15 protein-coding genes are annotated in these 14127 nt (G+C 33.4%); 9 read left to right on the forward strand and 6 right to left on the reverse strand.

Annotated elements, in window-relative coordinates; all coding sequences use genetic code 11:
• The first annotated feature begins 4 nt into the window (after positions 1 to 4).
• Positions 5 to 841 carry a hypothetical protein gene (locus X925_RS00685; protein WP_121958849.1) on the forward strand — a complete coding sequence of 279 codons (837 nt, stop codon included), beginning with the start codon at positions 5 to 7 and terminating at the stop codon, positions 839 to 841.
• A complete protein-coding gene (locus tag X925_RS00690; RefSeq protein WP_121958850.1) occupies positions 810 to 1826 on the forward strand; it encodes a spore photoproduct lyase family protein in 1017 nt (338 codons plus the stop codon). The genes X925_RS00685 and X925_RS00690 overlap by 32 nt, the downstream gene beginning before the upstream one ends.
• Positions 1827 to 1873: 47 nt before the next feature.
• Here X925_RS00690 and speE read toward each other — a convergent pair whose 3' ends face one another.
• The 3 genes from speE to X925_RS00705 are packed head-to-tail and all read right to left on the reverse strand — an operon-like array spanning position 1874 to position 3689.
• Complete coding sequence (gene speE / locus X925_RS00695) at positions 1874 to 2740, reverse strand: polyamine aminopropyltransferase (protein ID WP_121515221.1); 867 nt, start codon at positions 2738 to 2740, stop codon at positions 1874 to 1876.
• Positions 2740 to 3138 (reverse strand): adenosylmethionine decarboxylase, encoded by a 399-nt coding sequence (speD, locus tag X925_RS00700; protein WP_121515222.1) that lies wholly within the window; start codon positions 3136 to 3138, stop codon positions 2740 to 2742. Before speD ends, speE begins: the two co-directional genes overlap by 1 nt.
• A gap of 14 nt (positions 3139 to 3152) precedes the next feature.
• Positions 3153 to 3689, reverse strand: a complete 537-nt coding sequence (locus X925_RS00705) for a helix-turn-helix domain-containing protein (RefSeq protein ID WP_121958851.1) — start codon at positions 3687 to 3689, stop codon at positions 3153 to 3155.
• 199 nt (positions 3690 to 3888) lie between these two features.
• Between X925_RS00705 and X925_RS00710 the strand changes: the two genes are divergently transcribed.
• The 5 genes from X925_RS00710 to X925_RS00730 all read left to right on the forward strand — a co-directional run bounded on the left by X925_RS00710 (position 3889) and on the right by X925_RS00730 (position 9102).
• Complete coding sequence (locus tag X925_RS00710) at positions 3889 to 4908, forward strand: rod shape-determining protein (RefSeq protein ID WP_103065417.1); 1020 nt, start codon at positions 3889 to 3891, stop codon at positions 4906 to 4908.
• Between the two features lie 112 nt (positions 4909 to 5020).
• Complete coding sequence (locus X925_RS00715; RefSeq protein WP_233187710.1) at positions 5021 to 5587, forward strand: hypothetical protein; 567 nt, start codon at positions 5021 to 5023, stop codon at positions 5585 to 5587.
• 19 nt (positions 5588 to 5606) lie between these two features.
• Entirely contained in the window at positions 5607 to 6020 is a 414-nt protein-coding gene (locus tag X925_RS00720; RefSeq protein ID WP_041534115.1) for a hypothetical protein, read from the forward strand.
• On the forward strand, positions 6001 to 7710 hold the full coding sequence (locus X925_RS00725; RefSeq protein WP_121958853.1) for a penicillin-binding transpeptidase domain-containing protein: 1710 nt from the start codon (positions 6001 to 6003) through the stop codon (positions 7708 to 7710). The genes X925_RS00720 and X925_RS00725 overlap by 20 nt, the downstream gene beginning before the upstream one ends.
• Before the next feature lie 150 nt (positions 7711 to 7860).
• Positions 7861 to 9102 carry a hypothetical protein gene (locus X925_RS00730; protein WP_103065421.1) on the forward strand — a complete coding sequence of 414 codons (1242 nt, stop codon included), beginning with the start codon at positions 7861 to 7863 and terminating at the stop codon, positions 9100 to 9102.
• Here the strand turns inward: X925_RS00730 and X925_RS00735 are convergent.
• Complete coding sequence (locus X925_RS00735) at positions 9092 to 9538, reverse strand: DUF123 domain-containing protein (protein WP_081429278.1); 447 nt, start codon at positions 9536 to 9538, stop codon at positions 9092 to 9094. The genes X925_RS00730 and X925_RS00735 overlap by 11 nt on opposite strands.
• Here X925_RS00735 and X925_RS00740 point away from each other — a divergent pair.
• On the forward strand, positions 9525 to 10055 hold the full coding sequence (locus X925_RS00740) for a hypothetical protein (protein WP_121958854.1): 531 nt from the start codon (positions 9525 to 9527) through the stop codon (positions 10053 to 10055). The two genes, X925_RS00735 and X925_RS00740, sit on opposite strands and share 14 nt — an antisense overlap.
• Here X925_RS00740 and X925_RS00745 read toward each other — a convergent pair.
• Positions 10044 to 10904 (reverse strand): alpha/beta hydrolase, encoded by an 861-nt coding sequence (locus X925_RS00745; RefSeq protein ID WP_233186698.1) that lies wholly within the window; start codon positions 10902 to 10904, stop codon positions 10044 to 10046. The two genes, X925_RS00740 and X925_RS00745, sit on opposite strands and share 12 nt — an antisense overlap.
• Before the next feature lie 286 nt (positions 10905 to 11190).
• Here X925_RS00745 and X925_RS00750 point away from each other — a divergent pair, with 286 nt between their 5' ends.
• Positions 11191 to 11433, forward strand: coding sequence for a glutaredoxin domain-containing protein (locus tag X925_RS00750; protein ID WP_012209229.1), 243 nt, complete (start codon positions 11191 to 11193; stop codon positions 11431 to 11433).
• Positions 11434 to 11492: 59 nt separating this feature from the next.
• Here X925_RS00750 and X925_RS00755 read toward each other — a convergent pair whose 3' ends face one another.
• Entirely contained in the window at positions 11493 to 14009 is a 2517-nt protein-coding gene (locus tag X925_RS00755) for an alpha-amylase family glycosyl hydrolase (protein ID WP_103065424.1), read from the reverse strand.
• Positions 14010 to 14127: the final 118 nt, after the last annotated feature.

The following is a 14127-nucleotide window of genomic DNA, read 5'->3' on the forward strand; positions in this document are numbered from 1 at the left end:
TTACATGCTTAATATAATCTCTGCAATGGGTGTTGAAGCACAAGCGATAATAAAATATTTAAATTTAAAAAAAACAACAGATAGACCTTTTGAGAGTTATCACGACGACGAAGTCAACCTTGTAGTATCAGGCGTAGGAAAAATCAACGTAGCCGGAGCTACATCTTATCTATTGAAAGATACCTTAAAAGGTTATCCCCATAATGATTATGCAATAAACATAGGAATATGTGGTAGTTTAAATAACAAATTTGAAGTTGGAGATCTAATTTTAGTTAATAAAGTAGTAGATTATGAAAGAAAAAGGAAGTACTATACGGATATCTTAGTCGAACACAATCTAAAAGAAGGTTCCATTCAAAGTATAGATATTCTCAACAGCAATTATGAATTTGAAGAAGACCTAGTCGATATGGAATCATCGGCTTTTTTTGAGATTGCTTCAAAATTTTTGTCTGTTCATCAGATATATGTAGTAAAAATAGTCTCCGATAAAGTAAGTAAAAATCAACCATTAGAAAGATTGACTAAAAAGAATATAGATGAGTTGATTAACGATAAATTAGAAGAAATTTTTTCTTTCACAAAATTGGTGAGTTCTCTACTAAAGTTATTTCACCCTATTCTTCAACAACAAGACGAAGAAATCATAGAGAAGGTATCTAAAGGTTTGAAGCTAACGTTCTCACAGACCAAACAACTTGAAAATGCATATGCCTATTTCAAATCTAATAAGAAAGTAAGCCCTTTATTCTTAGAAGAATATTTTAACTACATTCCAAAAAGCCAAAAAGAAAGGGATGCGACTTTTGAAGATCTCAAATCAAAACTATACAAGTGAAACCTTCTCACACATCTACATTGAAAAAGAAGCTTTAAATTACTCCCTAACAAATGAAATTACTAGCAAGCTAAACAAAAGTAAGATTGTATATATAGATAACTACAATGAAATATTCTCTAGAAAGAACCAAAACCCTTTTCTACAAAAACTCTCACTGTCTTTGATTCTAGCAGTTAACAAGGGTGATTTTATCTATAAAGGGTCTCCTTTGTGCCATGACTTTGAACAACAAAATTTCTACTACACAAATTTCATAGTTAATTGTCTGTTCGATTGCGATTACTGTTATTTGAAAGGTATGAACTTCTCTTCCCACATTTTATTCTTTGTTAATCTCTCAGATTACTTTCATGAATTAAGCAGATTGTTAAGTGAAGAAGGGAAGCTTTATCTAAGCATATCGTATGATTCAGACATCCTTCTTTTTGAAGGGATCTACCCATTTTTAAAAGAATGGATAGCATTTGCTAAGGCAAACCCTTTGATAACTATAGAAATTAGGACTAAAACAACCAATTATAAAAAATTTTTGAACTACTCTCCATTAGAAAATTTGATCATTACATGGAGTATATCCCCCCAAGAAGTAATAGCAAAATATGAAAAAAACACCCCATCTTTAGAAAGAAGGCTAATGGCTATATCTCAGTTACTACAAAAAGGTTGGAAAGTCAATTTAGCGTTGGATCCTATACTTTATATAGGAGAAGATTGGGGAGAGAAATATAAGGCGTTCATTAACCTGATATCACAGAACATTAACTTAAAGAAGATCAATGCGATTACACTGGGAGTATTCAGAATGCCGTCTGACTACTTAAAAAGATTTAAAAAGTTTTTTAAATCCCCGATTGCATTTTTCCCTTATCAAACCGCAAATGGTGTATCCACTTACCCTGAGGAATTAAAAAGTAAAATGATTGAATTCGTCTCTTCAGAGTTGGAAAAAATATATGATAAAAGAAACATATACATAGTTTGATTGTTTTAGAAAAAAAGACGGACCAATGTCCGCCATTATTTAATGAATCAACTGATTAATTTTTTTACAAAAACAGGTAGAGAAAAGGATGCAACGTGAACTTCTTCATCGTAATATTTAAGTTCTTTATTAAACTCCCTAACCTTTTCAGGATCAAAATCTTTTATTGGATCCAAATTTTTTGAAGCAAATGTCCATGTCCATGTACCCGGCATATATTGAGGTACATAACCCATGTACAATCGAGCTACATTGAAGGTATTGCTGATTCTTTTATACGCCCTTATCATCCATTCTTTTCTTAAAAAAGGCTCCTCTGTTTGTGCAGAGAAAACTCCGTTTTCCTTCAAGGCTTCAAAACATTTATGATAAAACTCTTCGGTGAAAAGTAGTCCACCTTCACCTTCTGTGGGATCAGTGGAATCAATCAATATAGCGTCGAACTCATCTTTAAATTGAGAAACAAATTTACTTCCATCCTCATAGACTATTTCTACTTTTGGATTTTTTAACTCATAAGAAATGTTGGGTAAATACGTTAAAGCAGCTTCTACAACCTTTTTATCCAATTCGCAAAGGATCACTTTCTCTACAGAATCATGTTTCAATACTTCTCTGACAGTCCCTCCATCGCCTCCACCGATTACTAAAACCTTTTTGGGATCAGGATGTATGAACAAAGGAACGTGTGAGATCATTTCATGATAAACAAATTCATCTGAATCTCTCGTCATGATGAACCCATCTAATGAGAATAACTTTCCAAATGTTGGAGTTTCATATATATCTATTCTTTGATATTCAGTTTGTTCGGTATAAATGTGATTAGTTACTTCTGTGAAAACTCCTACATTATGTACTTTATCGTACTCGGTAAAAATAGTATGTGGAAAGTTAAAATTATTTTCAGCCATCAACTCACCTCTATTTTATGAGCGGAATTTTCAGGAATTCCTATTGAAGAAAAGACTCCTCGTTTGAATTCTTGACTTTCCTGTCTTTTTGAATTTAAAGCATCTTTTAGATAATAGAAAGCTTTCCATGGATCTACAGAATCTCCACAAGTATATATATCTAAAGAGGCGTAACTGTATTCAGGCCAAGTATGAATTGCCAAATGAGATTCAGAAACAATTATTGCTCCACTTACCCCATGAGGTAAGAATCTATGAAATGTTGAAGTAACTATTGTTGCCCCAGATTCAATGGCTGCCTTTTTCATTAAGTATTCTATTTGTTCAACATCGTTTAGTATCTCTTCATCACAGTCGTATAATTCGGCTATCAAATGCCTTCCTAGGGATTTAGCCATCTCTCAATCCTCCTTTAAAATATTTCTATCCATATTAGAGTCGCTGAATTTGTACTACTTTTATTTTTTATGAAATGCTTCTTATTTGCTGAATAAAAAAAAGTTTCCTCTTTGCGTACCAAATAAACTTCTTTGTTTAGGTATAACTCTATCTCTCCTTCGATCACATATCCCAATTCCACACCTTCATGAGGTTTCTCGATATCCGTTGAACAACCTGGTTCCAAAACTACCAAAGAAGGTTCTATATTTTTTGGTTCGGACGTTGTTAAAAGAAGCTCTTCTTTAACACCTGTTGGTGTATCATATATAGGTATTCTATCTTCTTTTGTGAAAACAATCTTTTCCTTATTTTCAAGATTTGAAAAAAAGTCTTTCAGATCAGTTCCTAAGGCTCTTAGAATCATTTCCAAATTTTCAACGGTAGGAGAAGCTAAATCCCGTTCAACTTGGGAAATAAAGCCTCTAGTTAAATCAGATCTCGTCGCGAGCTCCTCTTGGGTCATGTTTCTCATTATTCGAAGGCTTTTTATCTTTTCACCTATTTGCATTCAAGGTTCCTCCAATAAACTATCAAAAATGCACAGTTAATTAAACAAGTCGGTTAATATTATAAATTTTTATTTTATATTTGTCAATTACAACAATTTACATTTATGTTTCTACAACATCAATTTTGAGTTGTTTGTGTTATACTAATAACTAGTGGGGTGGGGAGCATAATATACTTTTAAGGAGGACTTTTAAGCAATGCGATCGTATTTGAGGCCTTATCTAGGTATAGATTTAGGAACAGCAAACACTTTAGTTTATATGAAAGGTAAAGGGATAATTTTAAACGAACCCTCTGTTATAGCTATCAACAAAGATACTTCAGAATTGCTAAAAGTAGGAAAAGAAGCTAAAAAAATGATTGGGAAAACGCCTGCTAATATAATCGCCATCAGGCCTCTTAAAGAGGGGGTAATAGCAGATTATAATGTGGCTATGACGATGCTTAAGTATTTTATAAACACTGCATTGAATGGTTTTAGCTTTTTTAAACCAATGGTAGTTGTTGGAATACCTACAGATGCAACCCAGGTGGAAAGAAATGCTTTGAGAGAAGCAGCCTTGGATGCTGGATCCAGTAAGGCTTTTTTGATTGAAGAAGCCATGGCAACTGCTATTGGAGCTGGATTGGATGTAGAAGAACCCTCGGGAAATATGATCGTAGACATTGGTGGAGGTACCACAGAAATAGCTGTAATTTCGCTTGGAAATATTGTATTATCCAAATCTATAAGGGTAGCGGGAGATTTGATCGATCAAGAAATTATCAATCACATAAAATCAAAATACAATATGGTAATAGGAGAAAAAACTGCTGAGAGGATAAAAATTGAAATTGGAAATGTTTTTGATAGTCCCCAGTACAATGATTTAAGCATGGAAGTGATAGGTTTAGATGTTCTCACCGGCCTTCCAAAAAGTGTTACGATCACAGGCTCAGAGATAAGAAATGCAATGCGGATACCGGTTAACAAGATAGTTGAAAATATTAAATTGGCTATCGAAGAAACCCCACCTGAACTTTTGTATGATATAGTAAATAGAGGTATATTTTTGGCTGGTGGAGGGGCTTTGATAAAGGGCATAAAAGAGCTATTAGAAAGGGAAACTTTGATAAGAGTTGTAATAGCGGATGATCCAATAACTTGTGTGGCAAGAGGGGCAGGGATGGTTATTGATAAGATAAATCTTATAAAAAGTATATCTCAAAAAGCTTAATATGAGATATTTTGGGATTTTATTTTTAGTAATTTTGATCTTTATTTCGATTTTATTTAATACTTTTGAAAGCTTGGGAGGTATTTTAAAACCTCTAACATACCCGGTTGATATGCTTTTTTCAACGCTTCATTTCAAGGTTTCAGAAAGAAATGCAAGTGCTGAAAAAATTTCTAGTATCTTGGATGAACTCAAAAAACAGCCTATCTATATAATAGAAAGTAAAGAGATCGAAAATGTAGATTTAACGATCCCTCGAGGTATAATTTTGAGTGAAACAGAGCGCTCTTTTAACGTTTTGACGAGTAATGAAGGAAATTTAGACAAAGGTTATTTAGCCGTTTCTACTGATGGGAATCTTTTAGGCTTTGTTGAAAATACATTTTCAGATAGAGTAGTGGTTAGAAAATTGGGTTGGGGAAACCAAGATTTTTTTGGAAAAATAGGTTTCGTAGATGTGTTGATAAGAGAAGATAAAGGTAATTTATTGGTTGAAATACCTGATAATTATAATGTAATAATGGACGAACACCTGAATATAGATCTTCCTAATTATGTAAAAAGCGGAGAAAAAGAAGGTATATTTTTATCAGGTGAAATTGTTTCTAAATATGGAGATCTTTATCTTTTCAACCCTGTGACGATTGATGGTTTTTTAGTTTACTTTTTCCCTTACTAAAGTAAAGAAGTGAGAATATATGATGTATCTAATTTATTTTTTATTAGCCCTCATTACCGCTTCGTTTGATAGATGGCTTGGAGAAATACTTTTTTTTGTTTTCCCTATAATTGCTTTATATGTGGCAGACTTTAAAGAAGATGATACTAGACTTCTTTTCTTCGTATTGATATATACTATTTTCTATTTCAATTCTAGGTTTGAATTGGGATTTCTTGCAATAATTTTTTTTGTTATCTTTCTTCTCATCAACTTTTTCTTACATCAGTTGGAAATGACTTTAATTAAAGCATTGATATACGTGGGTGTTTTGTCGCTTTATATGAGTGTCATTACTTCTTCTCTTTATCCTTTTTTATGGGATATGATTATCGTCTTTGTATTATATTTTATGAACATGAGGCTGGTTTTCAATGAAAGAAAAAAGAGCTAAAATACTGTTTTCTTTATTTTTTTTGGGTATTGCTTTACTTTTTGCGAGATCATTTCAATTACAGATTTTAAACTGGGATAAATATTCAATGGAAGTTCAAGAGTTATCAACAAGAATTGTAAAAGATTCTCCTAAAAGAGGAAATATATACGATAGAAATGGAAATTTGTTAGCATGGAACCAAAGGATATATAATTTAACGAATTTAGGAGGAACGCTCAGTGAAGAAACAGAGGCCGAATTGTATCAAGTTCTAAAAGATGTAGTGGATAATCCGTATGCTATAATAGATAAATTAAATTTTCAAAAAAGAGTGAATTTAGAAATAAATTCAGTAACAGCTCAAAAGATAGCCAGTATTGACAGAAATCTACAAGTTGAAGAAAGATATATAAGAAAGTATGCCCACGAATCTTTGTACCATGTCTTGGGTTATGTGGACAATGAAGGTACTCCAAGATCAGGATTAGAATTGGTGTTTGATGAAGAATTACAGGGGCAGCCAGGGTACAAAATGGTCAATATTGCTACAAATGAATCAGTTTCACCTATAATTGCTCAAGCCCATTCTATTGACGGGAATAATATTTATTTAACGTTGGACTTAGATTTACAGATCAAAGCCTACAATTATTTAAAAGAAAACAACTACAATGGTTCGGTGATAATCTCCGAACCAAAAACGGGAGAAATTTTAGTCTTTGTTAGTCATCCTTCGGTAGATCCTAATTTGTTTGCCCAAGGAATGAGTAATTTAGAGTTTCAAAGAATTTTGAATGACAATAATTTGCCATTGTTAAATAGAGCTGCATCCGCATTGTATCCGCCTGGATCTATTATAAAACCGTTTGTTGCATATGCTGCACTTGAGGGGGGTATATCTCCACAAGCAACCATAAATTCAACCGGAAGATACGATTTAAAGAACTCTCAAGGTAACGTTATCGCATCTTATTACGATTGGTATACTTTAGGACATGGTGAAACCGATTTGGTAAAATCCTTGAGAGCATCGGTTAACTCTTATTACTATTGGCTTGGGGAAAATTTGGGAATAGATTATTTAAAAAGTGTTGCAGATAGATTTGATATTACTTCTAAAACAGGTATAGAAATACCAAATGAAAAAAATGGGATTTTTCCAGACCCTGAATGGAAGTATGAGAAATTTGATACTATATGGTATCCAGGAGAAACATTATTAACGTATATAGGTCAAGGATACATCACAATGACGCCACTTCAAATTCTAAGAATATATAACATCCTTGCTACAAAAGGTGAATATTATCAGTTTAGCTTATTTGAAAGAGAAGAAGATGTTTTTGGAAATATAATAAATAAAAATGAACCTTTACTTAGAGATTCATATGAAATGAACGAAGAATACCTGAAATATGTTTACCAAGGTATGATAGAAGTGACTTCATTCAGTGGGCCACCTGGTGAAGAAGGTACTGCTTATCAGTCGTTTATGGATTTCCCAATAACGGTAGCCGGAAAGACAGGTACCGCAGAAGTAGGAGGTGGAAAACCTGCTCACTCGTGGTTCGCCGGATTTTTACCAGCAAATGATCCACAGTACTCGATTGTGGTTGTAATAGAAAATGGAGGGATGGGGTCCACCGGTGCAGCACCTATTGCTAGAGAGATACTCGATGATCTACTTGAAAAATATCATATTCAATAAAAAAGGGTGGGGAGCGGGGGAAGGGCGCTATAGATATTAGATAGTTTTATAAAGAAAATTCTGTTTTTAAAAAAGGATTACAGGGCTGAGCTCTCCCATACATGACTAGGACCCCAGGTCCTTTCAAAAATTCAAAAGGAGATGATGTTAATGAAGAAAATGTTTATATTTTTGATGCTCATCGTTTTTTTAAGTATGACGGCTTTGTCTGAGAATTATACCTTCATCTTTAAAGACGTTCAACTGTTCTATAACGTTTCTAACGAAACCTCCTTCCTTGTTCCTGATGGTTTTGATGTACTTTGGATCAGTGGAGTGGATTCTTGGGAACTTAAAAAGGTGTATCAACACTTTCCTTTTAAGATAGCTTCATTGGAAGATTACACTCAAAAATCTATTGAAGCCATAGATGAAAATGTTTACAAGATCATTGGAACAAATGAAATTCTATTTTATAACCCTCAATTAAATCATTGGTGCGTTACTGATGAAAAGAATAAAGATAAGATCCAACCCACTACTCAAATTCTATTGAAAAACCCTAAAAGTGCTGTAATTGCTTTAAGAGGAGAAGGTTCGTGGGAAGTTATCTATGAAATGAAAAGTGATGGAACTTTCAACAAAAACGTTCAATTCAACGGCGTTCCTGTTGGGCAAACCAACCTATACTTAGTTAATGAATATCTTAACTTGTCTTCTCGTGATTACATAGAGAGTACAAAGTTATTGAGTAGCACACGTATGGTTAATGAAGATGATTTTGGAATGGTTGCAAAAGAGGCAATTCTAAGTCAAACTTATACAATGAATTTGGGAAAAGTCAATTTTCAAAATACTTTAATGAATGTTAGGATATCTCAAAACGATATATTATCATACCAAGACAGAAACGTAATTAATTTTTCTTTGTACACCAATATAACAAATTATACAAAAACCCAGATAATAAGACACGTAGAAAACACAAAATACAATGGTTTAGGGATAGAGTTACCTTCGGGAGAAGTCTGGATACACGAAGAATTCGATAATGAAAGTTTTCCGATAAAGTTAGCGTACATTAATGATACTCCCGTTGGAGACACGCTCAAGATAAACTTAGGGGAGAGTTGGGATGTACAATATAAGATAGAAAAATTGTCGGATGTTGAAGTTAAATCGGCAAACTCCCGAATAGTAGACTTTTTGATCACAGTCAAGAATTTCAGCTATGATCGACAAATCGTTAACTTGAGTATGTTTGAACCCAATATCGAAATAGAAGAAATGCAAGTAGAAGGAAATTATCAAAATTTAAAAAACAACTCAGAAAAAGGTAAAATTGATATTGTCTTCGATATAATAGATGAGGTAAAAATAAGGATGACAATTAAAACTGTACTTAAAGAATAAAACTCTTAATAATTTCAAAAAAATAGTCGATATTATCTACGAGGTAAAGATTTGATTTTACAGTTAAGTCACTGGCACCAAACCCTTTAATAAATTGAAATCTCTCGGCGAATTCCTTTGAGATATCTTCTTCAAGGCGTTTATCTGAAGGGAGCATCGCGACAAATATTATTTTGTTTTCATTGTTTTCTAAAATGCCGTCTATATGCCAGTGTTTTTGATATGCCTTCTCCTTGAAAGTCATATGTCTGCCAACTCTTTGGTAAAGGTTTTTCATAGCAGAACCTATATAGGCGTACAATCCTTTGTTGATCTTTATCTCTTTGTGATGTAAGTTTACTGTAAAGTCTTTTTTTATATCAATCAGTAAAATGTAAGATCCTTTATTCGTCTTTATCCCTCCCAAGAGAAAGGTGATTTTTATGATTGACTCCATCAAGCCAGAGCATTTTAACCCATACTTGGGCTACAAGTTAGACCCGGGCGAGCTTGGATTGGCTAACAGTTCCCCTGCTTCTTTGAGTATACTTAGGGTGGCAGCCCATGAGTTGGGGAATATAAACCAATTTAAATCTCAGGCTCTGAAAAAAGGTGGAATTGTTATATATACAGACATCGACCTTAATCTTAAAAGAAGGGGAGGATTTTTAGCTGCCGTTGGAGGAAAATCTAAAGCTGTTATTCTGTATAGAAAAGAAACAGATAAAAGTTCTCCACAAGATCCCGTTTATGAACTGCAAAATACAGAGAAAAACACCAAGGAAACAAAAGATATAAAGCAAAAGATCGAAAAAGAAATTCAAAAAATAACGAATGAATTAAGAACAGAAACGGATCCAGAAAAAATTAAAAAGTTAATCAGCACCCTTCAATCTTTAGAAATTTATAAAAGTAACAGCTCTTCTTTAGATTTGGAGTTTATTTTAGGATTAACTTTGGATCTAACGGTTTGATTCTAAAACTTCTTCTCTTTTATTACTTTTCTCCGATATCTCTTGGGGCTGGTCTTTTTCTATAAAATTAATCACCCAACGCCCCACAATTCTTTTGAATATATAACTTGATTTATGTCCCGCCAACAGACCTTTGACTTTTTTATTTGGTAATAAGTTTTGAAGGTCATTTGTGGCTTTATGTGGCATGATTTTATCGAAAAGAGCTTTTATAAAAAGAACAGGTTGATTAACGAACTTAGCATAACTCAGCGAGTCGTAATGATAACAAGTAATAGGTGTTTTTTGGAATATATCATCTATAGAATTGATATTATTTTTTACAAAGTTAGCCGCATCACTTCTAAATTTTTTACAAAACTCTTCGGAATCGCAACCAAATGAATTTTTTTCTTTTGCGTATCTTTCCCTAACTTTTTCCGTATATGGTGAGTAAAAGTTTATCCATCTCCAATTCCCACCAGTGATCATCAAGATACCTTTTTTAATCCTCTTATCGAGAGCTAAACTCATAGTACCAATGATTCCTCCAAAAGATACCCCCATTAAGTACAAATGATTTTCCGAAAAATCATCGAAGGTTTCAAGTAAATCGATTGCTCTTCGAACATCTTTTACAGAATTATGAAAAAGTACTGTGCACTCATTTGGTTCAGGTGAATAATAAGGGTCACCATCTTCTACATCGTTTGGTTTTCTACTCAGATGGTAAGGAAGGATCACAACACTCGTTCTGTAGCCAAATTTTTTGAAATACCTCCCGTACCATTCAAGATATGGAACGTTGTTGGGTCCAATACCATGTAGAAAGATTATATCCCCTTTAACTTTTTGTTCAGGTTTAAACATATGAATTACCTGAGTTTCGTTTTCTTTGTAAATGGGATCAGTGTACACAGTGTGGAAAGTGTAAACATAATAATCGTTTTCTTCTCTTACTTTGTAATTTATCGGAAGTTTAGGATATTCAAATATGTAGTCCGTTGTTTATCACCTCGTATTTTATACATGTAATTGACATTTATGCATCTCTATTTTACAAAGTTATATTTACTTTTTCTTAAAATAAACATTATAAAATTCTGTTATTATAATAAAAAATACCTATATAGGGTATAGGAGGTTGAAAGATAACATGCAACATGTAAAAGTAAAGGTTTATACAACTCCAAACTGTCCTTGGTGCAGAAAAGCCAAATCGTATTTTAGAGAGCTAGGAATAAAATTTAGTGAAGTAGATGTTTCAAGAGATCCAAAAGCAGCAGAAGAACTAGTTCGAAGGACTCATCAAATGGGGACTCCGGTAATTCAAATAGGGAGTCAGTATATAATCGGTTTTGATAAAAACAAAATCGATAGTATGCTGGGAATAAACTAAAAAAACAATTTCAATTATAAAAACATAGGGTCTTTAAAATTAGACCCTATGTTTTTTTCTCAATCAATCTTTATCAAAACATCGTCCATTATCTTCGGATCGGTTGGGTTACCTCCCCCAAACGACCAAGGTCCTCCATTTGGTGATAATGGTCTCAAGACCCCTTCGATTCCATCGTAATCGTATGTTGTTATATAAATAGTCCATCCTGAAAGGTCGCTTGTGTCAAGTGTTGAAAGTGGAATCATAAAGGTTATTTTATTTTCTTGTTTATTAACCTGCGTAGTAGGGGCAGGAGTTATTGGATCACCATATTTATTAGCTGATGAGTTCTCTGAACTGAAAAGACTGATACCCCAACCGGTTGCGTAAACTTCGTAATCCCAATCTAAGCTATTAGGCATAGTTGCATTTTGAAATGGTAATTCTACTGCTCCTTTTTTGTCAGGGTCGTCGAAGAAGATTTGAAATGTCACATGATCGAATCCGTTTGCAGGGTTCCAGATATCAGTCACATTCTCCATAGTTACAACCATCCTAAGCATAGTTCCAATTTGTATCAATTCAACCTCTTTAATATCCATCTGTTTGTTGAAAGTTGGGTCTTTTGGGTAAGAATAAGTTCCATTAGGTCCTTTATCGTCTCCCAGAGAGTCTTCAACTATTTTAAGAGTCACCATTGGAATTTCGAAATTAATATTATAACTTTCTGAATAATCAACTATTAATGGAGTTCTTCCGTAGGCTTTAACGAATATGTTGTGTTGCCCAGGTGTGAAATCCGAGATGTTTATTGGGATTTCCCAAGGTTCATTTTGTTTTTGTGTGAGATTGATTTTAGCATATTCCTTTTCCTCACGATCAACGATTACCTGAATAGATTTTGCGTTTGATGCTGTTCCTTTTAATACGAAGTTTTCAGAGAAGGTTTGACCTTCTTCTAAATTTGTAATTTCTACAGATACTTCTTCTTCCTTGACAGGGTTAATTTCATTCGTTACCTCGAATATACCGATTGCCTTAGCGTTTAACAAGATATTCAAAGGCGAAGAGTATACGATTTCTTTGTTAATCATATTGTTTACTAAAATGGGTTTAAGAATGGTACCTTCATCAATCCCTAAATCAACATCTGTAGCATGTTTTTTATTGGAAGATGTATTCATCAAAATAATATAAGATTTTGATTCATCTTTTACTTTATAAATGAAAGGTCCTGGACCTAATTCATCTGCGAAGAGAACTTCTACTTTTCCATATCTGAAGGTTGGTATATTTTTCCTTAATTCAGTTAATTCTTTGATGTACTGAAAGGTAGGTGTTGTTGTATCAAAGTGGTCAACTCCTCCAGAAGCAAATCCCTGTTCAAACATTGCTGCCCGTGTTTCAACAAAGTTTTGTTCGGTACCGTAATATATAGTTGGTATTCCTGGAATAGTGAATATAAAAGTTAAGGCCTGCTTGAGACTGTTTATATCAGAACCTTTTAGGAATCTATCCATATCGTGATTATCAATAAAGGTTATCATTCTTGAAGGATCTTTGTACATAGTTTCTCTTTGATTTAATCGATACTCCAAGTAAGATGTTGGTTTTCCTTCTTTAAACACACGCTTGATATCCGTTTGAAGAGGAAAATCTAACATTGAATTAAATCCAATTTCCATATATTCATTTAAAGATTTCTCCGCTACGTTCGTGAACGGTTGAGGTGTTATCCATGCCTCACCATAAGTTAAGAAATCATTTTTTTCAACTTTTTGCGCTATTTCATATATTCCATTTTCTCCATTTAAAAATTCTTCCCAAAATTCATTTGGAACATATATAGCGGTATCTATCCTAAAACCATCTATATCCGCTTCTTCTATCCAAAAAGTGTAAGAATCTTTCAAAGCTTCAATCACTAAAGGATTCTCAGTGTTCAAATCATCTAACTGAGAAAATTCGGTATTATATTGGTTTGGATTTTTAATTTCAGAGGGCCAATGATAAACATTCAATTTTCTTTGTTCTGGATCGTTATAATCATTCATATTGAAAGGATACTGGTCGGGTTTGTTTGTTGGAACACTTTGATTGTTTAAAAAATATCGTCCGTTTTTGTAAATCAAAAAATTACCCGTATGATTCGCTACGATATCTTGAATTACATACATACCTCTTTTGTGAGCTTCTTCTACAAATTTTTTGTAAAGTTCTACATCTCCAAAATGTTCTTCTACCTTTTTAAAATCTCTTGCCCAGTAACCGTGATAACCTCCATAATTCACACTTCCATCCCACCATTGGTTAGCGACAGGCGGTGTAACCCAGATTGCAGTTGCCCCTAATTCTTTTATATAATCTAACTGGTCGATCAAACCCTGGATGTCTCCACCATTGTACTTTGAGTTTACTATTCCACTTTCTATTCCTGAATCTGTTAGTACATCGTTGGAAGTATCTCCATTTGCAAACCTGTCTATCATAACAAAATAGATGATCTGATCTTCCCAATTTGGAGAAGGTGTTCCAGAAAAAACAAAGGAAGCTAAAAAAAGAAACAATGTTACTAAACCTAAGTATCTTTTCATTTCTCCATCCTCCTTTTAACTTTTGTAATAATGGAAACGTTTTACTAAAAAATTATAACATAAATTTGAGCGACGTGCAAATCCAAGTAATACGCATAACAAAAAGGGATGCATTGTG

The organism is Petrotoga sp. 9T1HF07.CasAA.8.2 (assembly GCF_002895585.1).
GTDB lineage: Bacteria > Thermotogota > Thermotogae > Petrotogales > Petrotogaceae > Petrotoga > Petrotoga mobilis.

What these genes read in the sequence shown, in the direction of transcription:
- X925_RS00750 (WP_012209229.1), top strand. Translation starts at nt 11,191, where the DNA reads ATGCAACATGTAAAAGTAAAGGTTTATACAACTCCAAACTGTCCTTGG.
- X925_RS00715 (WP_233187710.1), top strand. Translation starts at nt 5,021, where the DNA reads ATGCTTTTTTCAACGCTTCATTTCAAGGTTTCAGAAAGAAATGCAAGT.
- X925_RS00745 (WP_233186698.1), bottom strand. Translation starts at nt 10,904, where the DNA reads ATGTTTAAACCTGAACAAAAAGTTAAAGGGGATATAATCTTTCTACAT.
- X925_RS00740 (WP_121958854.1), top strand. Translation starts at nt 9,525, where the DNA reads ATGATTGACTCCATCAAGCCAGAGCATTTTAACCCATACTTGGGCTAC.
- X925_RS00705 (WP_121958851.1), bottom strand. Translation starts at nt 3,689, where the DNA reads ATGCAAATAGGTGAAAAGATAAAAAGCCTTCGAATAATGAGAAACATG.
- X925_RS00735 (WP_081429278.1), bottom strand. Translation starts at nt 9,538, where the DNA reads ATGGAGTCAATCATAAAAATCACCTTTCTCTTGGGAGGGATAAAGACG.
- X925_RS00725 (WP_121958853.1), top strand. Translation starts at nt 6,001, where the DNA reads ATGAAAGAAAAAAGAGCTAAAATACTGTTTTCTTTATTTTTTTTGGGT.
- X925_RS00730 (WP_103065421.1), top strand. Translation starts at nt 7,861, where the DNA reads ATGAAGAAAATGTTTATATTTTTGATGCTCATCGTTTTTTTAAGTATG.
- X925_RS00755 (WP_103065424.1), bottom strand. Translation starts at nt 14,009, where the DNA reads ATGAAAAGATACTTAGGTTTAGTAACATTGTTTCTTTTTTTAGCTTCC.
- speE (WP_121515221.1), bottom strand. Translation starts at nt 2,740, where the DNA reads ATGGCTGAAAATAATTTTAACTTTCCACATACTATTTTTACCGAGTAC.
- X925_RS00710 (WP_103065417.1), top strand. Translation starts at nt 3,889, where the DNA reads ATGCGATCGTATTTGAGGCCTTATCTAGGTATAGATTTAGGAACAGCA.
- speD (WP_121515222.1), bottom strand. Translation starts at nt 3,138, where the DNA reads ATGGCTAAATCCCTAGGAAGGCATTTGATAGCCGAATTATACGACTGT.
- X925_RS00720 (WP_041534115.1), top strand. Translation starts at nt 5,607, where the DNA reads ATGATGTATCTAATTTATTTTTTATTAGCCCTCATTACCGCTTCGTTT.
- X925_RS00685 (WP_121958849.1), top strand. Translation starts at nt 5, where the DNA reads ATGCTTAATATAATCTCTGCAATGGGTGTTGAAGCACAAGCGATAATA.